At 46.6% G+C, this 24,349-nt stretch carries 22 protein-coding genes; all 22 read left to right on the top strand.

Features of this window, described 5'->3' with window-relative positions:
• The first annotated feature begins 84 nt into the window (after positions 1-84).
• The 22 genes from HP398_RS02830 (at position 85) to HP398_RS02935 (ending at position 24,239) form a co-directional block, all read left to right on the top strand.
• On the top strand, positions 85-861 hold the full coding sequence (locus HP398_RS02830) for an enoyl-CoA hydratase/isomerase family protein (RefSeq protein WP_173621757.1): 777 nt from the start codon (positions 85-87) through the stop codon (positions 859-861).
• 21 nt (positions 862-882) lie between these two features.
• Positions 883-1,650: a 3-hydroxyacyl-CoA dehydrogenase gene (locus HP398_RS02835; RefSeq protein ID WP_173621758.1), complete on the top strand. Its 768-nt coding sequence runs from the start codon at positions 883-885 to the stop codon at positions 1,648-1,650.
• Between the two features lie 34 nt (positions 1,651-1,684).
• Positions 1,685-2,452 carry an electron transfer flavoprotein subunit beta/FixA family protein gene (locus HP398_RS02840; RefSeq protein WP_173621759.1) on the top strand — a complete coding sequence of 256 codons (768 nt, stop codon included), beginning with the start codon at positions 1,685-1,687 and terminating at the stop codon, positions 2,450-2,452.
• A 22-nt stretch (positions 2,453-2,474) separates the two neighbouring features.
• Positions 2,475-3,443, top strand: coding sequence for an electron transfer flavoprotein subunit alpha/FixB family protein (locus HP398_RS02845; RefSeq protein WP_017248411.1), 969 nt, complete (start codon positions 2,475-2,477; stop codon positions 3,441-3,443).
• A gap of 86 nt (positions 3,444-3,529) precedes the next feature.
• A complete protein-coding gene (locus tag HP398_RS02850; RefSeq protein WP_173621760.1) occupies positions 3,530-4,927 on the top strand; it encodes an aldehyde dehydrogenase family protein in 1,398 nt (465 codons plus the stop codon).
• A 32-nt stretch (positions 4,928-4,959) separates the two neighbouring features.
• A complete protein-coding gene (locus HP398_RS02855) occupies positions 4,960-6,561 on the top strand; it encodes a long-chain-fatty-acid--CoA ligase (protein ID WP_173621761.1) in 1,602 nt (533 codons plus the stop codon).
• Positions 6,562-6,587: 26 nt separating this feature from the next.
• A complete protein-coding gene (locus tag HP398_RS02860; protein ID WP_173621762.1) occupies positions 6,588-7,631 on the top strand; it encodes a zinc-dependent alcohol dehydrogenase family protein in 1,044 nt (347 codons plus the stop codon).
• A 139-nt stretch (positions 7,632-7,770) separates the two neighbouring features.
• On the top strand, positions 7,771-9,678 hold the full coding sequence (locus HP398_RS02865) for an alkyl/aryl-sulfatase (protein ID WP_173621763.1): 1,908 nt from the start codon (positions 7,771-7,773) through the stop codon (positions 9,676-9,678).
• Positions 9,679-9,906: 228 nt separating this feature from the next.
• Positions 9,907-10,323 (top strand): PaaI family thioesterase, encoded by a 417-nt coding sequence (locus tag HP398_RS02870; protein WP_017248416.1) that lies wholly within the window; start codon positions 9,907-9,909, stop codon positions 10,321-10,323.
• Complete coding sequence (locus HP398_RS02875; RefSeq protein ID WP_173621764.1) at positions 10,320-11,501, top strand: CaiB/BaiF CoA transferase family protein; 1,182 nt, start codon at positions 10,320-10,322, stop codon at positions 11,499-11,501. The genes HP398_RS02870 and HP398_RS02875 overlap by 4 nt, the downstream gene beginning before the upstream one ends.
• 176 nt (positions 11,502-11,677) lie before the next feature.
• Positions 11,678-12,859: a lipid-transfer protein gene (locus tag HP398_RS02880; RefSeq protein ID WP_173621765.1), complete on the top strand. Its 1,182-nt coding sequence runs from the start codon at positions 11,678-11,680 to the stop codon at positions 12,857-12,859.
• A gap of 25 nt (positions 12,860-12,884) precedes the next feature.
• Positions 12,885-14,078: an acyl-CoA dehydrogenase family protein gene (locus tag HP398_RS02885; protein WP_017248419.1), complete on the top strand. Its 1,194-nt coding sequence runs from the start codon at positions 12,885-12,887 to the stop codon at positions 14,076-14,078.
• Positions 14,079-14,133: 55 nt separating this feature from the next.
• Positions 14,134-15,738, top strand: a complete 1,605-nt coding sequence (locus tag HP398_RS02890) for a long-chain-fatty-acid--CoA ligase (protein WP_173621766.1) — start codon at positions 14,134-14,136, stop codon at positions 15,736-15,738.
• Positions 15,735-16,142 carry an FAS1-like dehydratase domain-containing protein gene (locus HP398_RS02895; protein WP_173621767.1) on the top strand — a complete coding sequence of 136 codons (408 nt, stop codon included), beginning with the start codon at positions 15,735-15,737 and terminating at the stop codon, positions 16,140-16,142. Before HP398_RS02890 ends, HP398_RS02895 begins: the two co-directional genes overlap by 4 nt.
• A gap of 13 nt (positions 16,143-16,155) precedes the next feature.
• Positions 16,156-16,536, top strand: a complete 381-nt coding sequence (locus HP398_RS02900; protein WP_173621768.1) for a MaoC/PaaZ C-terminal domain-containing protein — start codon at positions 16,156-16,158, stop codon at positions 16,534-16,536.
• 18 nt (positions 16,537-16,554) lie between these two features.
• Positions 16,555-17,799, top strand: a complete 1,245-nt coding sequence (locus tag HP398_RS02905) for an acyl-CoA dehydrogenase family protein (RefSeq protein ID WP_173621769.1) — start codon at positions 16,555-16,557, stop codon at positions 17,797-17,799.
• A 15-nt stretch (positions 17,800-17,814) separates the two neighbouring features.
• A complete protein-coding gene (locus tag HP398_RS02910) occupies positions 17,815-18,558 on the top strand; it encodes an SDR family NAD(P)-dependent oxidoreductase (RefSeq protein WP_173621770.1) in 744 nt (247 codons plus the stop codon).
• Positions 18,559-18,560: 2 nt separating this feature from the next.
• Complete coding sequence (locus HP398_RS02915; RefSeq protein WP_035291153.1) at positions 18,561-19,019, top strand: MaoC family dehydratase; 459 nt, start codon at positions 18,561-18,563, stop codon at positions 19,017-19,019.
• A 28-nt stretch (positions 19,020-19,047) separates the two neighbouring features.
• Positions 19,048-20,199 carry an acyl-CoA dehydrogenase family protein gene (locus HP398_RS02920; protein ID WP_173621771.1) on the top strand — a complete coding sequence of 384 codons (1,152 nt, stop codon included), beginning with the start codon at positions 19,048-19,050 and terminating at the stop codon, positions 20,197-20,199.
• Positions 20,200-20,235: 36 nt separating this feature from the next.
• A complete protein-coding gene (locus tag HP398_RS02925) occupies positions 20,236-21,051 on the top strand; it encodes an SDR family NAD(P)-dependent oxidoreductase (protein ID WP_173621772.1) in 816 nt (271 codons plus the stop codon).
• An 85-nt stretch (positions 21,052-21,136) separates the two neighbouring features.
• Entirely contained in the window at positions 21,137-23,182 is a 2,046-nt protein-coding gene (locus HP398_RS02930; RefSeq protein ID WP_173621773.1) for a heterodisulfide reductase-related iron-sulfur binding cluster, read from the top strand.
• Between the two features lie 208 nt (positions 23,183-23,390).
• Positions 23,391-24,239 (top strand): VOC family protein, encoded by an 849-nt coding sequence (locus HP398_RS02935; RefSeq protein ID WP_173621774.1) that lies wholly within the window; start codon positions 23,391-23,393, stop codon positions 24,237-24,239.
• Positions 24,240-24,349 lie beyond the last annotated feature (110 nt).

Raw genomic sequence — 24,349 nt, forward strand, 5'->3', positions numbered from 1 at the left:
TATAAGGAACTACTTTTTTGGTGTTGGCATGACATTTGCTTTCTCTTTTTACAAAACAAAATCGACAGGGAAGGAGAGACAGCGATGAGTCTGGTCAATGTTGAAAAACGGGAGAAAATCGCGATTGTCAGCATCGACAATCCACCGATGAACGCATTGAGTGCTGGGGTCAAAGAAGGATTGCGAGTCATATTCGCTGAGCTCCATGCTAGCGTCGACGTGCTGGCAATCATTTTGACAGGAGCTGGGCAAAAAGCATTTGTGGCGGGAGCCGATATCAAAGAGCTGCCAAAACGAATCGGAAATCCAAATTTGCTTCCTCAATTTATGGAGAATCACAACTTTTTTAACAGCATTGATTATTCTCCGAAACTGACGATTGCTGTTATAAATGGATACGCACTGGGAGGTGGCTGCGAGCTTGCCTTGACATGTGATCTGCGCATTGCGGAACAGCACGCATTTATTGGGGTGCCAGAAGTGAAGCTTGGGCTGCTCCCCGGGGCAGGCGGTACACAGCGTTTACCTCGCCTGATTGGAGAGGCGAAAGCAAAAGAATTGTTGTTTACAGGTGAGCATATTACCGCAGATGAAGCCATGCGGATTGGCTTGATCAATCGTGTCGTACCCACTGGCGAGGGACTGGCAGCAGCGCTGACTCTTGCGCAAAAAATTTGCCAAAACTCGCCTTCTGCTCTTCAGCATATAAAAAAAGCAGTGGATGAAGGGATGGAGCTACCTTTTCAGCAGGCACTCAAGCTAGAGGCTGAGTTATTCCAAGATTTGTTCTTGAAAGAAGACGTAAAAGAAGGCGTACAAGCGTTTTTAGAAAAAAGGAGCCCGCAATTTCAAGGGAACTAGACAATAAAGGAGAGAAGGGCAATGGATTTCAAAAACAGTGTGGTAGCAGTTACCGGCGGTGCTTCAGGTCTGGGAGAGGCTACCGTGAAAAGTATCGTAGCGCATGGTGGAAAAGCACTCATGATGGATGTCAATGATGAGAAGGGAACCCAGTTAGCCGAAGCACTAGGCGACCAGGTTCTTTATGTAAATACAAACGTCGTCGAAGAAGCGGATGTCAGGTCAGCATTAGACCAAGCGGTTGAAAAATTCGGTAAAATAACAGCGGCCGTTAACTGCGCAGGTATCGGCGGTTCACAAAAAACGTATGGAAAAAATGGTCCATTCGATCTTGTACTTTTTACCAAAATTATTCAGGTCAACTTGATCGGAACCTTCAATGTCATTCGTTTAGCGGCAGCGAAAATCAGCGAGAACGAACCGAACGAGCAAGGGGAAAGAGGGGTTATCGTCAATACGGCATCTGCTGCTGCCTTTGAAGGACAAATGGGTCAGGCTGCCTACAGTGCGTCAAAAGGCGGAGTGGTTGGGATGACGCTTCCCATTGCAAGGGATCTATCCTCGCTTGGCATTCGTGTCGTTACGATCGCGCCAGGTCTTTTTGAGACGCCGATGCTAGGCAGGGCTCCCGAGCATGTTAAGCAAGCACTAAGCGCTATGGTGCCGTTTCCTCAGCGGTTGGGTCAGCCGAATGAATTTGCCCATCTCGTTCAAAGCATTATCGAAAACCCGATGTTAAACGGGGAAGTCATCCGTTTAGATGGTGCACTGCGTATGCAGCCAAAATAATCGAAAATAAAACGAAGTCTGGAGGAGAATACAGATGAACATTTTAGTCTTGTTGAAACAAACCTTTGATACAGAAGAAAAAATCGTGATACAGAACGGTCAGATCAATGAAGAAGGCATCGAGTTTATCGTGAATCCTTATGACGAGTATGCTGTCGAGGAAGCAGTCAAGCTCAAGGAAGAAAACGGAGCAGAGGTCACCGTGATCACCGTTGGCCCAGAGCGTGCGGAGGGTGCTCTTCGAACCGCACTTGCGATGGGAGCAGATAAAGCGATACTCGTCGATCCAGGTGAAAACGAAGCGGATGAATACACCATTGCTAGTTTGATTACGGCAGCGATTAAGGATCAATCATTCGATTTGATTCTCGGGGGCAATATGTCAGTAGATACCGGGGGAGGACAGGTTGCGATTCGGGTTGCAGAGGCATTAGGTATCCCACACGTATCTACGATTACGAAGCTTACAATCGATGGCGACAAAGCAACCGTCGAAAGAGACGTAGAAGGCGATATAGAGATCATCGAAGTCGGTCTTCCACTCTTGGCAACAGCTCAGCAAGGGTTAAACGAGCCGCGCTACCCGTCTTTGCCAGGCATTATGAAAGCGAAGAAAAAGCCAATGGAGCGTTTGACTCTGGAAGATTTGGCTCTTGCAAACGATGAGAGAAAGGCCCGCACAACGATTGTCGAGCAGTATTTGCCTGCCAAGAAGCAAGCAGGTCGCCTATTGAACGGAGAAATCAAGGAACAGGTAATCGAATTGGCACAACTGCTGCGTACAGAAGCGAAGGTCATCTAAAGAAAAAAGGAGAGGATTAACCATGAGCAAAAAGGTTCTGGTGCTTACCGAAGTAAAGGATGGAAAATTACGGAATGTATCTCTCGAGGCATTAACTGTTGCGAATCAGGTCGCGGCAGGGGGAGAAGTCATCGCGGCGTTGTTCTCGCCGAATGCGGAAGCGTATGTGCAGGATGTCAGCAAATACGGAGCCAATACCTTGTATGTAACGAAAACCCAAGCGCTATCTACTGGCACTACCGAGGTGTATAGCCAAGCATTTACGCAACTCATTCATGAAGTGCAGCCAGATGTCGTCTTGGTCGGTCATACTTCATTGGGAAAAGATATCTCACCAAGAGTAGCAGCCAAATGCAGAGCGGGACTCATTTCAGATTGTACAGCTGTAGAGACAAACGGAGAGCAAATCACGTTTGTTCGTCCGATCTATGCGGGGAAAGCGTTTCAAAAAAAGAACTTCCAAGAAGGAATGGTGTTCGCAACCCTGCGTCCCAATAATTTTGAAATCATAGAGACAGCTGTGCAAACCGCGATCGTAGATTTTCAGCCAGAAATCACTGATCTTCGTACCATCATCAAAGAAGTCGTGCGAAAAACAGCAAGCGGTATCGATCTTAGCGAAGCCAAGATCATCGTCGCTGGTGGACGCGGTGTGAAAAGCGCGGAAGGCTTTCAACCCCTGCAAGAATTGGCTCAGGCACTTGGCGGTGCAGTGGGAGCGTCCCGTGGAGCTTGCGACGCCGATTACTGCGATTACTCCTTGCAGATCGGACAAACAGGAAAAGTAGTGACACCCGATCTGTATATTGCGTGCGGCATCTCAGGGGCTATTCAACACTTGGCGGGAATGTCCAACTCAAAAATTATCGTGGCCATTAACAAAGACCCGGAAGCACCGATCTTTCAAATTGCCGACTACGGAATCGTTGGAGACTTGTTTGAAGTCGTTCCACTGCTGACAGAAGAATTGAAGAAAGTTCTCGTATCATAATCCCAGGAACTGTCGGAAAAATTCCTCACCAAGATCGACATTTTGATGATGAAAATGCGTGAACGAATGATCGGAGGGCTTTCTTGATGGTTGATGGTACGGATCATATTCAACAAATATTCGAGTTACAAAAGAAACATCAGCATGTTGTCAAAAGAACCAGTGCCGCAGAACGTATACAAAAATTACAGAAACTAAAAACAATCATTCGTACGCAAACTCCTGCTATTTTACAAGCGCTTCAACAAGATTTGGAGAAGCCTTCTTTTGAGGCCGTCACAACAGAAGTGCTCGGTGTCATTCATGAGATTGATCGTTTTATCGCCAGCTTGGAACAATGGATGCAGCCTGTCGAAGTCGCTACACAAAGCATGGGAGCAACTGCGAAAATTATTTGGGAGCCAAAAGGACAGTGCCTGATTTTCTCTGCGTGGAATTTTCCATTTTACTTGCTGTTTCTTCCGTTAATTCCTGCGATTGGGGCAGGGAATGTATGTATCTTGAAGCCTTCTGAAATGGCGCCAGCAACCAGCCGACTTGCGTCGAAAATCGTTCGCGAGGTGTTCGAGGAATCTGAGGTTGCCATCTTTGAAGGGGGAGTGGATGTTGCAGAAGCTTTGCTAGCCCTTCCATTTCACCATATCTTCTTTACCGGGAGTACTTCGATTGGCAAGCATGTCATGCAGGCAGCTGCTAACCATCTGGCATCCGTTACGTTGGAGCTGGGCGGCAAATGCCCTGTGATTGTCGACGAGCATGTTGATTTAGAGAAAATGACTCCTCGCATCGCATTTGGCAAATTTGCGAATGCAGGACAAATTTGCCTTGCTCCAGACTATGTTTTTGTCAAAGAGCATCAACTTGAAGAATTTGTACAGCATGTTGAAGCGTATGTCCAACGTAGCTATTTTGAAAATGGACAGCTTACCCAAACAGATATGGCCAAAATTATTAATGAACGTAATTTGCAGCGTTTGCAAGATTTGTTGGAGGATGCTGTCTCCAGAGGGGCGAAAGTACGATTTGGTGGTACGATTGAAGATGGAAGAATTCACCCAACACTCGTAACGGACGTCCCTCTAGAAGCGAAAATCATGCAAGAAGAAATATTTGGACCGATTATGCCAGTCCTGACGTATACCGATTTGGATGAAGTGATCGAGTATATGGATTCAAAGCCCAAGCCTTTAGCTTTGTACATCTTCAGTGATCATCAACGTTTTGTGGACAATCTGCTAGCCAGAACAACTTCTGGAGGAGCAACCGTGAATGATGTCATGCGGCATATGGCGGAACCGAATCTTCCTTTTGGCGGAATCAATGAGAGCGGGATTGGACGATATACGGGTGTTTTTGGATTCAAGGAATTTTCGCACGAACGCGGTGTTCTCTTCCAAGCACCAGCGGGAAGCAATCCGATGGAGGAATTTGCACGTGCTCCCTATAAAGGAAAGCTAGAGACGTTGATGCAAAGATTGAAATAATCGGATCTGCATGATTACGTTCTTTTCGAGGGGTGAGTGGCTTGAATAAACCATGGCTCGCATTTTATCCTCAAGAAGTTTCGCACGAAGTAGAGATTCCATCCATAACCATTTATGATGTGCTAGAACGAACGGCTCGTCTACATTCTTCTAATATCGCAATCTCTGACAGCGAGAGAGAAATCACCTATTTACAACTAAAGGAAGCGTGTGAACGAATTGCTTCTGCACTTTATCGACGCGGTTATCGAAAGGGTGATCGCATCGGAATCATGGTTCCAAACAGCATGGAATATGGGCTATCCTTTTTTGCTATTCAGCGTTTAGGGGGAGTGGTTGTTCAGGTCAACCCGAATTTTCAGCCTGCCGAGTTGGAACATCTGCTCAAAGATTCAGAAGCGACAGGGGTCATAGCCTTTCGAGAACAGAAAGAGAAGCTGAAGAAAACCGGATTAGCTGATCAAGTGACATTCATCGCAGCAGATCGGGAGATTTTTGAGGAAGACAATCTGCATCATTGGATTCTTCATGAGAGTCCCGACCTGCCGGAAAAGGATGTACAACCTGAAGAGCTTGCTGTCCTAACGTATACAGGAGGAACCACCGGCAGATCAAAAGGCGTCATGATCACACACACAAATATGATAACGAATCTCTATCAATCATACGAAACAAATAAGTCCGTATTAAGTAAAGCTGGTCATTGTCAGCTAGGAATTAGTCCACTCTACCACGGTATGGGGCTGTTCAGCTTCGTTCAATTTGTCAAAATTGGGGCGAAGTACGTTCCTGTCGCAAAATTTGAGATGAATCGTATTCTGGAGTTGATCCGCAAGCATCGGCCTACCTATTTTACTGGTTCGCCTACGATGTATATTGCGATCTTAAACCACCCGGACTTGCAGAAAGATGACCTTTTGTGTTTTCAAATGTGTATAGGCGGTTCAGCTCCTTTGCCTGTTGAAGTGATGAAAAATTTTGAACAAAAAACAGGCGTTCCGATTATCGAGGGTTATGGCCTTTCGGAAGCGACATGTGCAGTGATGCGCAATCCACTGGTTGGGCAACGAAAAGTAGGGAGTGTTGGTCTACCGCTTCCCAATTCAGATGCAAAAATTGTAGACACAGCTACCGGAACAAAAGAGATGCCGATGGGAGAATCAGGGGAACTGATTGTAAAAGGCCCACAGGTCATGAAAGGATACTGGAAGAATCAACAAGAGACAGAGCGTACCATACGTGATGGCTGGCTGTATACAGGTGATATCGGGACCATGGACAGTGAGGGTTATTTCTATATTGTAGGACGAAAGAAAGATATGATCATCACGGGCGGCTTTAATGTATACCCGGTAGAAGTAGAAGAAGTGATTTACCAGCATCCGGCCGTGTTGGAGGCGTGCGTCTACGGTGTTCCTGATCCATATCGTGGCGAGACGATTAAGGCCGTCATTGTTCTCGGTAGACAAGCAAATGTGACGGAAGAAGATATTCAGAGCTGGTGCAGAGAACGCCTGACCAGATATAAGGTTCCTCGCTTGATCGAATTTAGGGAAGCGCTTCCAAAAACGCATGTAGGTAAAATCCTGCGTAGCAAATTGGTAGAAGAAGAACGGAACAAGCAAAATATCTGATCAATAGAAATGGGAGGTGTATGCACATGAGAGCTGCTGTTTTAGAAGCGTTTAACGAGCCTTTGGTTGTAAGGGAAATCGCCGATCCGACACTGACTCCGGATGGGGTCATCATTAAATTAGAAGCAACAGGCGTATGCCGGAGTGACTGGCATGGGTGGACAGGACATATGAGTATGATTCAATCCTTTCCGCATATTTTAGGGCACGAGATGAGTGGAGTGGTGGAAGAGGTCGGAAAAAACATACGCAATTTCAAAAAAGGTGATCGAGTGATTGTGCCATTTCATATCGGCGATGGGGTATGTCCGCATTGCGTCGCAGGTCACCACAATGTATGCGATAACCTCAAATTGGTGGGCTTCGATTTGAATGGCGGGTTTGCGCAGTATATTCATATCGGAGAGGCAGACCAAAACCTCATGCATTTACCTGAAAACATTGATTTTGTTGAAGCAAGTGCAATGGGATGTCGCTTCATGACTGCCTACCATGGAGTCATCACGCAAGGAAATGTGCGTCCTGGTGAGTGGGTAGCCGTGTATGGCGCTGGTGGTGTAGGGCTATCTGCTGTTCAGATTGCTGCTGCTGCAGGAGCGAATGTCATTGCGGTGGACATCGCGGATGATAAACTGGCCTTTGCGAAAGAGCTGGGAGCAGTGGCTGTCGTAAATAGCAAGCAAGTGAACGCGCCAGAGGCTGTGCGGGAAATAACAAAGGGCGGTGCGAACGTCTCCATTGAAGCGCTCGGTATCCAGGAAACGTTTTTGAATGCTCTCCTGAGTCTCACGAAGCGAGGAAGACATGTCCAGATTGGTATGAGTTCGAATCCGAATGGAGGTCTTACTTCCGTCCCTATTAACTTTTTACTCCGGCAAGAAGCGCAGATTATTGGATCGATCGGCATGCCTTTGCCTGAATTTTCAACGATGCTTCGCTTAGTAGAAAGCGGGCGCCTTTCACCCGGGAGATTGGTAACGAAAACAATCTCCTTGGAAGAGATAAATGCATCATTCGAAGAAATGAATACGTATTCCGGTGTAGGAGTTACAGTAATTAACAAATTTTAGGATGAAGTGCCGCACTTTACGGGCCATCGCTCTTGCCGTAGTGATGGTCTTGCTGCTTTTACCAAATGCATACAACTAGGAGCTCATGGACAAAATATCCAATGAAAATTCAAAAAATAAACATTCTGGAGGTATATAAATGGCAGATTTGAAAGTCAATCAGTCATTACCTGCCACGTCTTTTACGAAAAAAGCACAGGAGGATGTTTATGCCTCTCTCCCTTTTGAAGACAAGCAAGATTTCGAGGATGCTAATAGAGGTTTCCTCGCCCCCATAGAAGCAAAAGTCATAAAAAATGAGGCTGGAAAAGTTGTTTGGGACATCGAAAAGCTCGGATTCCTTGATCAGCCTGCACCCGATACAGTCAATCCTAGCTTGTGGAGAAATTCGCAGTTACATGCGATTACAGGGTTGTTCAAGGTAGTAGAGGGCGTTTATCAAATACGTGGACAATCCATCGTCACGACCTTTTTCATCGAAGGAAAAGAGGGAGTCATTGTTGTCGATACGTTAGCCGGTGTAGAATCCATGCAAGCCGCGATGGAGTTATATTATCAGTATCGACCTAAAAAACCGGTTACCGCGATTATTATCAGCCAAAGTCATGGAGACCATTTTGCTGGTACCGAAGCAGCACTTCAGTATGCGAAAAATCCCGAAATCCCCATTATCGCACCACAGCATTTTACAAAAGAAGCGTTGAGCGAAAATGTACTGCTTGGTACGATCATGGCCCGGCGTGCAGGGTTTCAATTCGGGAAAAGTCTACCGGTCAACGCTACAGGAACGGTTTCTGTCGGGATTGGCCCGGTGACCAATTCGGGTAAGTTCAGCTTTGCGCTGCCCACAGTTGATATCGTAAACGAGACGCAGACCATGGAAATCGACGGAATGACCTTCGAATTTTTATTAACACCCCATACAGAAGCACCTGCAGAAATGCATTTCTATATCCGCGATTACAAAGCATTGTTTGTCTCGGAAAATGCCAATAAATCCATGCATCAAATCTACACTGTAAGAGGAGCAAAAACACGAGATGCTTTGTTATGGGCAAACGCCCTGGATAAGACGATTGACTTGTTTGAGGCTGAAGCAGTGGATGCCCTGTTGATGATCCACGCTTGGCCAGTATGGGGTAAAGAAAACGCCATTGCCCATCTAAAAATGCAACGCGATCTGTATAAATATATGCACGATCAAACGGTGCGTTTAGCCAATCATGGATATACGATGGATGAAATAGCAGAAACAATCAAGCTTCCGGACGCACTGGATAAATACTGGGGAAATCGAGGGTACTATGGAACGCTAAAGCATAACGTAAAAGGAATCTACAACTTTTATCTCGGCTATTACAGTGCGCATCCTTCTGATTTGGATCCGCTGCCACAGGTGGAAGCCGCCGAGAAATATGTGCAGTACATGGGTGGCGCAAGTAACATTTTGCAGCAGGCAAAGGCTGATTATGAAAAAGGCGAGTATCGTTGGGTCGCTCAAGTAGTAAAGCATGTGGTCATGGCTGATCCCACTCATACTGAAGCCAAAAATTTGCTGGCCAATGCGTTTGAACAATTGGGCTACCAAGCTGAATCCGCGAACTGGCGAAACATGTATTTGGTAGGAGCCGCTGAGCTGCGCAATGGGGTAAATAAGGACAACTCTCCAACTGATCTATCAGGAATCATTACCTACATGCCCATTTCGGATTTCTTAACACTGCTAGCTGTGAAACTCAACGGTCCGAAAGCAGAAGGCAAAAAGTTTACGATGAATGTAACGATCATAGATGCAGACCTATCCTTTGCCATGTACCTGGAAAATTCCGTTCTCGTGAACAAGCTAAATAAGCTGGAGGCACATCCAGACGTTTCGCTAGTAACGGATCGAGTGACTTTCTTTGCATTGATGCTTGGTCGTCTATCGCTTGATCAAGCCAAGGCAACGGGAAAAATAGAAGTAACCGGTGACGCGACGCCAATCAACGCGTTTATAGCATTATTGGACGAATTTGATCCATTTCCCGCTATTGTGACACCTGAATAAAGGCTCAGCGAGTTAACCCTTGAGAAATCAAGGGTTTTTACTTTGTTCGTCCAGTGTTGATGTGTATAGATTTTGTACAACTGTTCTAGATGTGTACGATTTACTTGCACATAAAATTTATATCGCATGCATTTCATTCAAATAAGAACGGAAGGTTTCTTTGGCACGGCATTTGCAATTCAGATAAACCAACAGTGTCATAGTGCAACAGCAAAGCGAGGTGAGAGTATGTCCATTACGGAACCCCCAAAACGGATACAAGCAGGATTTGAACGACATCTCGGCATTCAAATTACGCATAGGGAAGAAGGACATGTGGTAGTCGAGCTGCCAATTACATCCGAATTGTTGAACGCCGGTAATTTGTTGCACGGAGGTGTCATAGCGAGCTTACTCGACCACGTGATGGGTTTGACAATCCGATCTCAGACGGAGTACAGCCTGGTAACGGTCAATTTAAACATTCATTATTTGGCCTCTGCCAAAGAGGGTGATCTCGTTGTTGGAACAGCAAAAATTCGCCATATAGGCAAAAGCCTTGCCACAGGTGAAGGAGAGGTACGAAACAGTACAGGCAAACTGCTGGCGATAGCGAGTGCTACCTTTAAGCTTTTATCTACCAATTTGAATGAGGTGAAAAAATGAGCTTGTTGCGTGGCTATAAAGTTCTCGATTTCTCAACTTTGCTGCCGGGACCTTTTGCAACGATGATGCTAGCAGATCTGGGAGCAGAAGTGCTTCGCGTAGAATCGTTTACCCGACTGGACAGTATCAGGCAAGGCAAGCAAGTAGATGGGGGTGTAACGGCAGCACATGGCTACTTGAATCGCTCGAAATCTTCCATCGCGCTTGACCTCAAAAAACAAGAAGCGGTAGATATCGTAAAAGAACTCGTGAAAGAATACGACATTGTCCTTGAGCAGTTCCGTCCAGGGGTCATGGAACGACTTGGCCTTGGATTTGAGGCACTGCGAGCGATTAATCCGCGACTGATCTACTGTTCGATCACCGGATATGGTCAGACTGGTCCTTATCATAATCGACCTGGGCATGACAACAACTACTTGTCCATTGCAGGAATCAATGAGTACTCCCGGAGAAAAGGCTCACCTCCGTCTCCGCATGGTTTTCATATCGCAGATATTGCGGGTGGTTCGCTCCACTCCGTGATTGGAATGCTGGCTGCTTTGCTGCATCGCGAGCGGACGGGCGAAGGTCAATACATTGACGTCAGCATGACGGATGCTGCATTCGTACTGAATACGATTCATGGAGCTGGTTATCTTGCGTGCGGAGTAGAGCCTCAGGCAGAGGTCATGCGGTTAAACGGCGGGATCTTTTACGACTACTATGAAACAAAAGATGGACGGTATTTTTCTGTAGGCAGTCTCGAACCTCAATTCCGTAAGCTGCTATGCGAAGCGATAGGTGGCGCGGATCTGTTGCCATTGTCTTTCAGTGAATCTCCAGACGATGTCCAAGCTTTTAAAAATTACGTTCGTAACGCATTTCGAGCGAAAACCTTCGCGGAATGGACAGCCATTTTTCAGGAGATAGAAGCGTGTGTTGAACCCGTACTTACATTTGCAGAAGCGTGCGAGCATCCGCAATTGAAAGCACGTGAGATGATTGTGGATGTACCGAAGCCGGACGGAACCACACAGCGACAATTTGGTTTTCCGATCAAATTTTCCGCCGCCCAACCAGAATATAAGCATATCGGAAGCAAACTCGGTGAGCATTCGATTCCCGTACTGAAATCTCTGGGTTATACCGACGAACAAATTGCAACGCTTAAAGAAACCGAGGTTTTTGCGTATTGAAAGTGTATGGATTTTATACAGTTCTATCATTATTTTTGTATTTAGCACATACACAATGAACGAAGAGGCTTTGACAGAGTCGATCATTGGCGAAAAAACGTGTTGGCACGACATTTGCTAAACCTAATAGTTGTGAAATGTGAAATGGCTAGTGATCGTCCAAAGGGGGAAGAGGCATGAGTCGAAAAACAAAAGTCATCGGTGTAAATATGGTACCGTTTACAAAACCTGGCTCGCATGAACCGTATGAGGTGATGGCATCCAAAGCGGTCAAAGGCGCATTGGAAGATGCGGGCATTCACTATTCGGACATCCAACAAGCTTATGCGAGCTATGTATATGGAGACAGTACATGTGGTCAACGAGGTTTGTATATGGTCGGGATGACAGGAATTCCGATCATTAACGTCAACAATAACTGCTCTTCTGGTTCTACTGCGCTATTTTTGGCGAGGCAAGCAGTTGAATCGGGTATGGTAGATTGCGCACTGGCAGTTGGTTTTGAAGAAATGAAGCCAGGCGCATTGGCAAGTGTCTGGACAGATCGGACTCCTCCGTTAGGCTGGACACAAAATCGCTTAAAAGAGCTGTGGCCAGACGTGCCGGATTCCGCTTCGAATGCGATCAAGATTTTTGGTTCAGCAGGAAAGGAATACCTTGAAAAATATGGAGCTAACCCAGACATTTTTGCCAAAGTATCCGTGAAAACGAGAAGTCACGCGATTCAAAATCCGTATTCTCTTTTTCATAAGCCGCTGACGGTGGAAGAGGTATGGAACGCCCCAGCCTTAATGCCTCATTTGACACGTCTGATGGCTTGCCCTCCAACCTGCGGAGCAGCGGCAGCGATTGTATGCAGTGAAGCCTTCGCGATCAAGCACGGGATTACGAATGCCGTAGAAATTGTGGGTCAGGCGCTCACAACAGATACCGATGTTACACATGAATCTATCCTCAATCTAGTTGGTGCTGATATGACCCGACGTGCAGCGGAACAAGTCTATGAAATGGCCGGGATCGGTCCGGATGAGGTCAACGTGGTAGAGCTACACGATTGCTTCACTCCCAATGAGGTCATCACTTATGAAGGCTTGGGCTTGTGTGAAGAAGGGGGGGCCGAGAAGTTCATCCACGATGGCAATAACACATACGGGGGAACCTACGTTGTCAATCCATCTGGCGGTTTAATGTCAAAAGGTCATCCGCTGGGAGCAACCGGTCTCGCACAATGCACAGAGCTGGTCTGGCAGTTGCGAGGTCAGGCAGACAAACGGCAGGTAGAAGGGGCCCGCGTCGCTCTCCAACATAACTTGGGCCTTGGCGGAGCTTGTGTCGTTACGATGTATCGTTTCGGCTAATCCATACAAATCGGAGGGATGATTCATGTCTCAAACCATTCCAGCATCGAAACCAGCGACGTTCGATTTATTCAAAAGAAATCGACCTTTTCTCACGCAAGAGCATGAAATGTTTCGCACTTCTCTTCGCAAGTTTTTGGAAAAGGAAGCCGTACCGAATATTGAGAAATGGGAGGAAGAGCAATTCACTCCACGCGAGTTTTATCAAAAAATGGGCGAACAAGGATTCCTCTGCCCGCAAGTTGCTCCTGAGTACGGCGGACTTGGACTCGACTTTGGTTTTAACATGGTTTTGGCCGAAGAATTGAGTCGGGTCGGAGTAGGCGGCTTAGCAAGTATGAGCAGTTCGATCATCGTTCCCTATTTGGAACGCTATGGTACCGAGGAGCAGAAGAAAAAGTACTTGCCCAAATGCGTATCTGGCGAGATTACGACAGCGATCGGCATGACGGAACCAGGCATCGGCTCCGACTTGGCGGGAATGCGGACAACAGCCGTGCGAGATGGAGACCACTACATCATGAATGGGCAAAAAACGTTCATCTCCAATGGATTCAATGCAGGGCTGTTCTTCATTTGCGTCAAGACAGACCCAACTGCCACTCCTGCTCACAAGGGGATCAGCATCCTCTTGGTTGAGGACGATACACCGGGTTTTTCTCGCGGTCGCAAATTGAAGAAATTGGGGCAGCATTCTACTGATACGGCAGAGCTGATCTTCGAGGAGGCACGTGTCCCTGTATCCAATCTGCTTGGTGAGGAAGGCAAGGGCTTTTACTATTTGATGGATAAGCTGCAACAAGAGCGGATCATGATTGCAATCGGGGCTTTGGCTGTTGCCGAAGAAATGCTAAAGTCGACGATGGCTTATGTAAAGGAAAGACATGCTTTCGGAAAACCGATCAGTTCCTTTCAAAACACTCAGTTCGAAATTGCCGAAATGGCGACCGAAGTCACCATGGCACAGACCTTTCTCGATGATCTGACAAACCGGCATATGAAGGGCGAAAATGTAACGACGCAAGTCTCCATGGCAAAGTGGTCGATTACCGAAATGGCGCGGCGTATGTCCGCCCGATGCCTACAGCTTCATGGCGGATACGGCTTCATGGAAGAGTACTCTATTGCCCGCCGCTATCGAGATGTCGCTGTCATGCCGATCTACGGTGGTACGACAGAAATTATGAAAAACATTATCGCGAAAAATCTCGGGTTGTAAGCAAAACACTGTCAGACTTAACCACCTGATAATCGCTTTAGGAGGAGAAGTTAGCATGAAGGAAGCTGAGATTCGACCCTGGCATGCGTTTTATCCAGACGGAGTTTCCCCCCTCGTGGAAATTCCGTCCATCTCCTTGTATGAATTTTTCAAGCGGACGGCAAGTCAATATCCCGATGAAAAAGCAGTAATAGACGGAGGAAAAACGTTTACCTACTCCCAATTGAAAGAGGTCGTGGATCGGCTGGCAGCAGCCCTCCAGCACCGGGGTTTTCAAAAGGGAGATCGACTAGCCATCATGCTACCTAACAGTGTCGAGTATGTGATTTCCTTATTCGCTATACTCCGATTGGGCGGAATCGTGGTACAGGTAAATCCGATGTATACCACTCACGAACTGAAGCACATCCTAGAAGATTCCGGTGCGATTTGGTTCGTGAGCGAGGGAGTGCAAGGGGCTAAACTGGAGCAAACCGGAATGGCTGAATCGATCACTTTCCTTCAAGTTGACACTCTGTCCGATGAGAGCGGAACCTTCTACCAATGGATTTCGGAAAACCACGCAGACGCTACAAATGTGGAGATTGCGCCAAGTGAAGATGTAGCACTTCTGCAATATACAGGTGGAACGACTGGTCGCTCGAAGGGTGTCATGCTCACTCACGCCAATCTGATCAGCAATGTTTTTCAGAACTTTCCTGTCATTTCAAAGCAATTGCAAATCCCCGGCGAAAGATTGTTAGGTATTGCACCTTTGTTTCATATATTTGGCATCGTGACCTTGAACAGAATCATAATGTTAGCGGGCACGTATATCATTGTGCGTCGTTTCAAAGTCGATCAAGCATTAGAAGTCATCCGTCAGTATCGCCCAACCATTTTTCCGGGCATGCCTACCCTCTATGTTGCGCTGCTGCAACATCCAGACTTGAAAAAAGATGACCTATCCAGCTTCAAACTGTGCCAATCCGGAACTGCGCCATTGCCAATTGAGGTGGCGCAGCAATTCAAGCGAAAAACCGGACTGAACATCATAGAAGGGTATGGTTTGTCAGAGGGTCTGGTCACACATGGCACACCGACTGCAGGCGCCATACGAGTAGGGACGATTGGCATTCCGCTCCCAGAGTGTGATGCAAAGATCGTGGATGTAGTAACAGGCAGGCACGAATTGCCCCCAGGCGAAACCGGGGAATTGATTGTCAAAGCGCCAAGCATCATGAAGGGATATTGGCGAAATCCACAGGAAACAGCGGCTGTATTGAAGGACGGATGGCTCTTCACGGGTGACTTGGCAACGATGGGGGAAGATGGCTTCTTTTCGATTGTGGGACGAAAAAAAGAGATGATCATCGCAAGCGGCTACAACGTATATCCCTCGGAAATTGAAGAAGTGCTTTACCAGCATGAGGCAGTCAGCGAGGCTTGCGTTTTCGGCATACCAGACGAATACCGAGGAGAAACGGTAAAAGCGGTCATCGTACGGAAGTATCCAGGTGTCACGGAAGAGGAGATTCTCGAGTGGTGTCATCAAAGGCTGGCTCGTTATAAAGTACCGCGCGTCATCCAATTTCGAGATGAGCTGCCAAAATCGGCTGTCGGGAAAATTCTCCGCAGAGTTTTGGTGGACGAAGAAGTTAGAGCGGGAGGAGACTCATGAACAAACAAAAAGACGATCGAGTTGGGATCAAGCTAGAGCCCTTTACTTATAAAGTGGAGCGATGCAAAGTCAGGGAGCTATTGTGCGCACTCGATAATAATCAGTCCGTTGACGTAGAGGACGGGTTCATTCCCCCAACTTTTCCTACTATCATCGAATTTTGGGGTTCGCAAACGTCCATTTCGAAGATTTTGGGTCTGAAAATTGAAAAAGTTCTCCACGGAGGACAGGAATATGAGTACCGAGGCAAAATCAGAATCGGGGATGACATAACTGTTTATGGAGAAGTGGAGGACGTATACACAAAAGCGGCCATGACCTTCGTCGTCATCAAAAAAGAGTTCGTCAATCAACATGGTGAAACCGTCGTCGTTGGACGCTCGACCATCATCGAAAGGCACTAGGGGGTGAATGAACATGATCGGTAAACCATTCGAACCGCTATATAAAGAGGAAATCACACATAGCCAACTCGTACGATATGCCGGGGCCTCAGGTGATTTCAATCCTATTCATACGGTAGTGCCCGTTGCCGAAGAAGTAGGGCTTGGTGGCGTCATCGCACACGGCATGATGGTCATGGGCTTTGTCGGGCAAGCCATCCATACGTGGTTTCATGCAGATGATCTCCTGAAGTTCTCCGTTCGGTTTCGAGGCATGACGCGACCAGGAGAAAAAATCATCGTTAAAGGCTCCGTAGTAGCTGAAAAGGAAGATCGTTGGCTATGTGAAGCAGAAGCTGTCAATGAAGGAGGAGAAGTAAAGGTTAGTGCCCAGTTTGAAGTTAGAAAAGGGTAACAAAGGAGGATATCACTCATGATCAGCTTTCAGGTTTCGGAGGACATCAAAGAGGTAATCTCTGCGATTTATCGATTCGTTGAAGTAGAAATTGAACCGCTTCGCAAGAAATATCAAAAAGAGCTGGAAAATGAAAGATATTTTTACGACGAAAACGGCTTGTATTCACCTGGGATACAAGAAGCGTTGCAACAAGTTCGCTTAAAATCAGCAGAAGCTGGATTTTACACGATGTTTGGTGATCCTGAGCTGGGGGGAACGGGAGATGAATTTGGACCTATTGCTGTTGCGTTGATTCATGAAGCCATCTTGAAAAAATACGGGCTAGACCCACTAGTCATGGAGATTTTCCCTGCTGGTCTGTTTACGGGGGGATTGACACCAGTGCTGTTGGGCATGCACCCTGATACCAAGGCAGAGCTTTTACCCAGTATCGCAAAAGGTGAGGCTACCTTATGCTTTGGTCTGAGTGAACCAGACGCAGGCTCAGATGTATGGGCAATCAAAACGAAAGCGGTGAAGGATGGCGACTACTGGATTCTGAATGGTACGAAGCAGTGGATTACGAATGCGCATTACGCCAAATACGCGATTATTTTCGCTGTGACCGATCCGGAATTGGTGGAAAAAAGAAAGGGCGGAATTACCTGCTTCCTTGTACCGTTTGATGGAAAAACATGTGTAGCTACCTCATCTATTCCGTATATGGGACACTTAGGCTCTCGAATAGGCATCATCTCCATGGAAAATGCGAGAGTACATGAAAAGTTTATTATCGGGGATTTGCATCAAGGGTTCGGCAAAGCCTTGCACGGCGTTGATCTCGGAAGGATCGTCATGGCAGCATTATGTGTGGGTGCAGCACAATGGGCGTTGGACAAAGCGATCCAATACGCCAATGAACGAAAGACGTTTGGCGTCACGATTGGGAACCATCAGGCGATCCAAATCATGCTTGCAGATTGCGCGATGGAGATCTATGCGGCTCGAAATATGCTGCTTCACTGCGCTTGGAAAATGGAAAAACAAGAAAAGCTCCCGCTTAAGGAAATCTCGATGATCAAAGCTTATTGCACAGAAATGGTGCAAAACGTCGTCGATCGGTGCATGCAAATCCACGGCGGCATGGGCTTAACGAATGAGATGAAGCTGGAAAAAGTATGGAGATGGGCGAGAACCTTGCGAATTCCTGACGGTACGACAGAAATTCAAAAGCGTACGATTGCCAGACGCTTGCTCCAAGGCGATCAAAGCTTTCAGTAGAAATGGAGGAACTAAATGAGATTTCAAGGGAAAGTAGCTATCGTCACTGGCGCAGGAAAAGGAATTGGCAAATCGATCATCCAAAAATTCGCCCAGGAGGGAGCACTGGTTACCGTAGCAGATATTCATAGCCAACTTTGTGAAGAGACTGCTTTCGAAATCAACCGGGCTGGGGGACGTGCCATCACTTCGGTAGTGGATGTAACTACATCCGAGGATACTGAAAAGTTAATCGAAAAGACCGTACAGGCGTATGGCAGAGTGGACATACTCATCAACAACGCAGGAATCGTACGGGATATGAAAATCACAGACATGCATGAGGATGATTGGAATCAAGTACTGGATGTATGTCTGAAAGGTGCCTTCCTTTGCGCGAAATATGCTGCGCCATATATGATCGAGAAACAATACGGGAAGATTGTCAATATTTCATCCCGCGCCTACCTGGGGAATCCAGGCCAAGCAAACTATTCCTCCGCAAAAGCAGGAATCATTGGCTTAACCCGATCACTTGCCAAGGAGCTAGGAAAGCACAACATAAATGTGAATGCGATTGCACCTGGTCTTATTGAAACAGAGACGTTAAAAAGCCATCCCAAATACGAAAAGATCAAGGAACTGCAAAAAAGAGACACGCCGATTCCACGAGTTGGCTTACCAGAGGATGTAGCGAACGCCGTCTTGTTTTTCGCTTCTGACGAGTCTTCCTATATTTCAGGTGATATTCTGCATGTGACCGGAGGACGATTCGGTTGAATATGTCAGAACAAATCTTATATTTTGAAGACTTTGAGGTAGGAACATGCTTTACATCCCCTGCTCGAACCATTACGGAAGCAGATGTGGTTAATTTTGCTGGTTTGTCAGGGGACTATAACGCACTCCATGTGGACGCGGAATACGCCAAGAGCTCGATTTATGGTGAACGGGTTGCTCATGGTCTGTTAGGATTGGCTGTTTCCTCTGGATTGTTTACGAGGACGGAGCTGAATAGAAGGATGGCCCCGTCCCTGATTGCTTTGTTAGGTATTCAATCCTGGCGATTTCTCGGACCGCTCAAAATAGGCGACACCATCCATTTGGAAGTCGAAATTGTAGAAAAAGAAGAAACGAGCAAGCCTGATCGTGGAATCGTCTTTTTCAAACGCAAAATGCTCAATCAGCGAGGAGAGGTTGTCCAAGAGGGAACCACGCCGATGTTGATCCGAAGAAAGTAGACCAACCTGATACAAAGAGGTGAACATAATGTCTCTTGCATTAACCGATGAGCAAACGATGATTCGAGATACGGTGCGCAAATTTTTGGAAAAAGAAATATTTCCAATGGTAGATAGCTATGAGAAGTCAGGCAAAGCAGTATCAAAAGAAATTGTGCAACGACTTGTTCCTTTTGGGTATCTCGGGGGGCAACTGCCTGAGGAAGCAGGTGGCCACGGGCTTACTTACACGACGTACTTCACGATGATCGAGGAGCTATCAAGAGTCTGGCCGTCGTTGCGCGCAACAGTGGGACTCTCCAACTCGGTGTTGACGCACATTTACGAATACGGAACAGAAGAACAACGTAAGAAGTTTTTAGGACCATTACTGAAGGGTGAAAAATTTGGGTTCTTTGCCTTGACTGAGCCGAATGTCGGTTCCGATACATCCAGCATTCAAACCCGGGCAGAGCGACGAGGAGACAAATGGGTCCTGAATGGCTCCAAAATGTTTATCACCAACGGAGTAGAAGGGGAAATCGGCATCGTCATTGCCCAAACGGACAAATCCAAAGGGAATAAAGGTATTGCCGCTTTCATCATTGAAAAAGAAATCTCTCCTTATCAAGCCAAGCCGATTGAAAAAATGGGAACAACGAGCTGCCCGTTTGCTGAGCTCATTTTCGAAGATTGTGAGATTCCGGCAGAAAACCTGCTGGGTACCGTCGGAGATGGTTTGAGACAGGGGCTGAAATTCCTCAATGGAGCAAGGGCGATGGTTGCCTTTATCTCCACTGGAATTGCTCAAGCATGTGTAGACGCTTCCGTGAAGTATGCCAAGGAACGCGTTCAATTCGGTAAACCGATCGGTAGCTTTCAACTGATTCAAGCCAAAATCAGTGAAATGGTGACGCTGACGAGTGCCATGCGTCTGCTCGGTCTCCAAGCGAGTCATTTACTCGATGAAGGAAAACCATGCAAAGTAGAATGCTCGATGGCCAAATACTTCGCGACTGAAAAGGTTCTGAAAGTCGCAGAAGAAGCGTTGCAAATTCACGGTGGCTACGGCTATACAAAAGAATTTCCGGTTGAACGCTACTACCGTGATATCCGTTATTTTACGATCGCGGAAGGAACAAATGAGATTCAAAAACTGATCATGGGAAGAGAGATCCTAGGGATATCAGCATTTTCATAAAGGGGAGTTCATTTTACATACCAAAAGGAGGTCTCTATGAAGAACATGCTAGAAAATCAAGTGGCAATCGTTACAGGGTCAGGACGCGGTGTTGGAAGAGAGACAGCCTTGATGCTTGCAGAACAGGGTGCTCGCGTTGTCGTTAGCGATAAAGACGAAGCACCAGCAGCCGAAGTCGTCTCGGAAATCAAGCAAAAAGGCGGAGAAGCGGTCTTGTTTTGCGGGGATGTAACGGAAGCAGATTTCGCGAAAAAGATAACCGAAACAACCATCTCCGAATTTGGAAGACTAGACATTTTAGTCAACAATGCCGGACTTACCTTAGATAACATGATTCATAACATGACGGATGAACAATTTTATACCATTCTGGATATCCATCTCGTGGCGCCTTTCCGTCTGATCCGCGAAGCAGCCCCCTATATGCGGGATGCAGCCAAAGAAGAGATCGAACAAGGCATTGTTCATCACAGAAAAATTATCAACGTTTCTTCCGTAGCCGGAATCCGGGGGAATGTGGGACAAGCCAATTATGCATCTGCCAAGGCAGGCGTTATCGGTTTAACAAAAGTCGTTGCCCTTGAGTGGGGAAAATTCAACATCAATGCTAACGCGGTTGCCTTTGGCTTTATTGATACACGACTGACAAAACCGAAGGAAGAGGCTGAGGTCATAGACGGGGTACAGCTAGGCATTCCGGAGAAAGTCCGAAATATGTTTATCGATAAAATTCCGCAGAAGCGTCCTGGAGATGCGAAGGAAGCTGCCGCTGGCATTTTGTATTTGGCTTCTCCGCTCTCCAATTATGTCAACGGCCAAGTCCTGCAAATCAACGGCGGTTCTTATACGTAAGGAGAGAGTAGGCTTCCCAAGCATATCATTGGCGCATGAAAAGTCGCTCCGATTATATGCCTGTCTGACTTGAGGAGGTTCATCTATGTTATCCTTCCTAAACTTTGTAGCATTTCTCGCCATAACAGGGTATGCCACATACTTATTCGTACAAATCGTGTACAGTCGAATCGTCTTTATCAAGCTCGGCAAAAAAGCGAACCTGAAAAAGGATGCTGCGATACGGGTCAATGAATTTCTCACGCAAGTATTCGGCCAAACCAAGCTGCTGAAAGACCCGAAAAGCGGTGTCATGCATATCATCATGTTTTATGGCTTCATCATTCTTCAGTTTGGGGCGATTGAACTCATTATCAAAGGGTTCGTCAAGGGCTTTGAATACCCGATGGGAGAGGCTCACAAGTTTTTCAGTCTCAGTCAGGAGATTACGACTTTTCTCGTGCTTCTGGCAGTTGGGTATGCCTACTATCGACGCTATATCGAGAAAGTAAAGCGTTTGAAACGAGGGTTTAAATCGGGGCTCGTGATTATCTTTTTAACAACACTGATGCTTTCGATTTTCTTTACCTTGGCCTTTGAGCATCTTTGGTTGGAAGGATCAGGTGGGTCGTATGCTCCCATCTCATCGTTAATCGCTAGCTTGTTCGCTGGCATGCGCCCTGAAATAGCTGGTGCACTGTTCTATCTGTTTTGGTGGGTTCATCTACTTACGCTACTTGCGTTTATGGTCTATGTCCCGCAATCGAAGCACGCACATGTACTATTCGCGCCTGTAAATATCATGTTGCGCGATACAAAACCTGTTGGGAAGCTCACATCCATTGATTTTGAGGATGAAAAGCAAGAGACTTATGGTGTCGGAAAGATCGAGGATTTCCGGCAAAATCAGTTGATCGACCTGTACGCCTGTGTAGAATGTGGCAGATGTACCAGTATGTGTCCTGCTTCAGGTACAGGCAAAACGTTATCGCCGATGGATCTGATTGTGAAAATGCGCGATCATTTGACGGAAAAAGGCTCAGCGATTACATCACGTACAGCATGGATGCCATCCTTTGTGTTTGCGCAGGTAAAAGGGAGCTTTCCGATGCACGATGAAGTGGCTGTTACCGCAGAACAAGCTCCCGCGCTGATCGGAGATGTCATTACAGAAGAAGAGCTATGGGCTTGTACGACGTGCAGAAATTGCGAGGACCAATGTCCGGTAGCGAATGAGCATGTGGAAAAAATGATTGATATGCGCCGTTATCTCGTGTTAACGGAAGGCAGTATGCCGCATGAAGCATCTCGTTATTTCCAAAATATCGAACGACAAAGCAATCCGTGGGGGATTAACCGTAAAGAACGGTTGAAGTGGCGAGAGGGGCGGGAAGACATCCATGTGCCTACCGTGAGTGAGGTAGAGGAGTTCGAATATTTGTTCTTTGTAGGCTCCATGGGATCGTTTGATCTTCGCAGCCAAAAGATCGCACAGGCTTTCGTCAAAATTATGAATACGGCAGGTATTTCCTTTGCTGTTCTGGGCAATGAGGAACGCAATTCCGGGGATACAGCCCGCCGGATGGGAAACGAGTTTTTATTCCAGCAGCTCTGCCAGGAAAACATCGCGAACTTCCAAGGATATGGCGTAAAGAAGATCGTCACGATTTGCCCACATACGTACAACACGTTTAAGCATGAATATCCAGAATTCGGTTTGGAGGCAGAAGTCTATCATCATACAGAATTGATCTGGAAGTGGATGCAGGAAGGGCGGATCAAGCCGACGAAGGAAGTCGAAGAATCCATTGCTTATCACGACTCCTGTTACATTGGGCGCTATAACGATATTTACGATATCCCGCGGCAAATCCTTACCCACATTCCGGGCGTTCAAGTGTTGGAGATGGCGCGCAACAAACAAGATGCGATGTGCTGCGGGGCAGGCGGCGGGATGATGTGGATGGAAGAAACACAAGGAAAACGGGTAAATATTGAGCGTACGGAGCAGGCACTCCGTCTGAATCCAACGACAATCGGCAGTAACTGTCCATACTGTCTCACGATGATGAGTGACGGGACAAAGGCAAAGGAGATGGAGCATCTCGTCAAAACGTTGGACATTGCAGAAATCGTGGAGAAAGCGATCTAAAAGAACGACGAAAAAAGAGCGAGAAACCGCTCTTTTTTTATTTGGGGAGGATTTTTCGTGACAATTGGCATTAGATATAATATAGTAACTTTATTACAAATCGTAAGTTAAAAACGCACCTTCACCATTGAATAGAGACGGTCTTTTATGGTCAGCTTGACAGTAGTACGAAGAACGCTCATTTGTATAAACGAGGAGGAACACGCTTATGAAATTTCATCAAAGTCCCCATACGTTTGTCCGACAAGTCAATCTCAAGGTGCAAAACCTGGATCGCTCCCTGGCTTATTATCAGGAAGTGATCGGATTCAAAATCTTGAACCAATCTGCCACAAAGGCGGAACTGACAACTGACGGCAAAACTGTGTTGCTCTCCATCGAACAACTGAATGATGCATTACCAAAACAAAATCATACGACAGGTTTGTATCATTTTGCGCTCTTGTTGCCAAAACGATCTGATTTGGCAAACGTAGTGAGACACTTCTCTGCGTTGAATATACGTATCGGGTCTTCGGATCATCTCGTTAGTGAAGCGCTATACTTATCGGACCCGGATGGAAATGGGATTGAAATTTATGCCGATCGTGATTCTGATCAATGGAGCTGGCATGAGGGCACTGTAGACATGGCAACGGAACCATTGAATTTTACAGATTTGTTGTCCAGTGGGGAAGAAAGTGCGTGGAAGGGTCTGCCTGCTGGTACCATCATGGGACATATTCATCTGCATGTATCGAGGTTGAATGAAGCTGAACATTTTTATACCAAAGGACTTGGCTTTGAGGTAGTGAACCGATATGGAGCACAGGCACTGTTCATTTCCACTGGAAAGTACCATCATCATATCGCGTTGAACACGTGGGCGGGTGTCGGTGCTCCACAACCACATCCTAAGAGCCCAGGACTTGAATCGTTTGTCATGGTGTTCCCGAATGAGGAAGCGAGAAATCGTGTAATCACTCAGTTAAGAGACATCGGCGCATCAGTACAGGAGGAGAGCGGTCATTTTGTAACAGAGGATCCTTCTGGCAATCGGATTCAACTGCACATTTGATTGGAAGCCGCAGGAGAGTTTTCCTTTCGATTAACGAAAACGACCTGTGGGTTGCACGAATGGTTTTCCATCGTGCTACCTACAGGTCGTTTCATTATCTCATTTCGTAA

Origin of the sequence: Brevibacillus sp. HB1.4B, from assembly GCF_013284285.1 — a bacterium.
Taxonomy (GTDB): Bacteria; Bacillota; Bacilli; order Brevibacillales; family Brevibacillaceae; genus Brevibacillus; species Brevibacillus porteri.

Excerpts from the sequence above, each read along its gene's own strand:
- HP398_RS02920 (WP_173621771.1), top strand. The coding sequence starts at position 19,048 with ATGTCTCTTGCATTAACCGATGAGCAAACGATGATTCGAGATACGGTG.
- HP398_RS02845 (WP_017248411.1), top strand. The coding sequence starts at position 2,475 with ATGAGCAAAAAGGTTCTGGTGCTTACCGAAGTAAAGGATGGAAAATTA.
- HP398_RS02850 (WP_173621760.1), top strand. The coding sequence starts at position 3,530 with ATGGTTGATGGTACGGATCATATTCAACAAATATTCGAGTTACAAAAG.
- HP398_RS02895 (WP_173621767.1), top strand. The coding sequence starts at position 15,735 with ATGAACAAACAAAAAGACGATCGAGTTGGGATCAAGCTAGAGCCCTTT.
- HP398_RS02865 (WP_173621763.1), top strand. The coding sequence starts at position 7,771 with ATGGCAGATTTGAAAGTCAATCAGTCATTACCTGCCACGTCTTTTACG.
- HP398_RS02870 (WP_017248416.1), top strand. The coding sequence starts at position 9,907 with ATGTCCATTACGGAACCCCCAAAACGGATACAAGCAGGATTTGAACGA.
- HP398_RS02875 (WP_173621764.1), top strand. The coding sequence starts at position 10,320 with ATGAGCTTGTTGCGTGGCTATAAAGTTCTCGATTTCTCAACTTTGCTG.
- HP398_RS02900 (WP_173621768.1), top strand. The coding sequence starts at position 16,156 with ATGATCGGTAAACCATTCGAACCGCTATATAAAGAGGAAATCACACAT.
- HP398_RS02890 (WP_173621766.1), top strand. The coding sequence starts at position 14,134 with ATGAAGGAAGCTGAGATTCGACCCTGGCATGCGTTTTATCCAGACGGA.
- HP398_RS02830 (WP_173621757.1), top strand. The coding sequence starts at position 85 with ATGAGTCTGGTCAATGTTGAAAAACGGGAGAAAATCGCGATTGTCAGC.
- HP398_RS02910 (WP_173621770.1), top strand. The coding sequence starts at position 17,815 with ATGAGATTTCAAGGGAAAGTAGCTATCGTCACTGGCGCAGGAAAAGGA.
- HP398_RS02880 (WP_173621765.1), top strand. The coding sequence starts at position 11,678 with ATGAGTCGAAAAACAAAAGTCATCGGTGTAAATATGGTACCGTTTACA.
- HP398_RS02930 (WP_173621773.1), top strand. The coding sequence starts at position 21,137 with ATGTTATCCTTCCTAAACTTTGTAGCATTTCTCGCCATAACAGGGTAT.
- HP398_RS02835 (WP_173621758.1), top strand. The coding sequence starts at position 883 with ATGGATTTCAAAAACAGTGTGGTAGCAGTTACCGGCGGTGCTTCAGGT.
- HP398_RS02915 (WP_035291153.1), top strand. The coding sequence starts at position 18,561 with ATGTCAGAACAAATCTTATATTTTGAAGACTTTGAGGTAGGAACATGC.
- HP398_RS02885 (WP_017248419.1), top strand. The coding sequence starts at position 12,885 with ATGTCTCAAACCATTCCAGCATCGAAACCAGCGACGTTCGATTTATTC.
- HP398_RS02840 (WP_173621759.1), top strand. The coding sequence starts at position 1,685 with ATGAACATTTTAGTCTTGTTGAAACAAACCTTTGATACAGAAGAAAAA.
- HP398_RS02860 (WP_173621762.1), top strand. The coding sequence starts at position 6,588 with ATGAGAGCTGCTGTTTTAGAAGCGTTTAACGAGCCTTTGGTTGTAAGG.
- HP398_RS02935 (WP_173621774.1), top strand. The coding sequence starts at position 23,391 with ATGAAATTTCATCAAAGTCCCCATACGTTTGTCCGACAAGTCAATCTC.
- HP398_RS02905 (WP_173621769.1), top strand. The coding sequence starts at position 16,555 with ATGATCAGCTTTCAGGTTTCGGAGGACATCAAAGAGGTAATCTCTGCG.
- HP398_RS02925 (WP_173621772.1), top strand. The coding sequence starts at position 20,236 with ATGAAGAACATGCTAGAAAATCAAGTGGCAATCGTTACAGGGTCAGGA.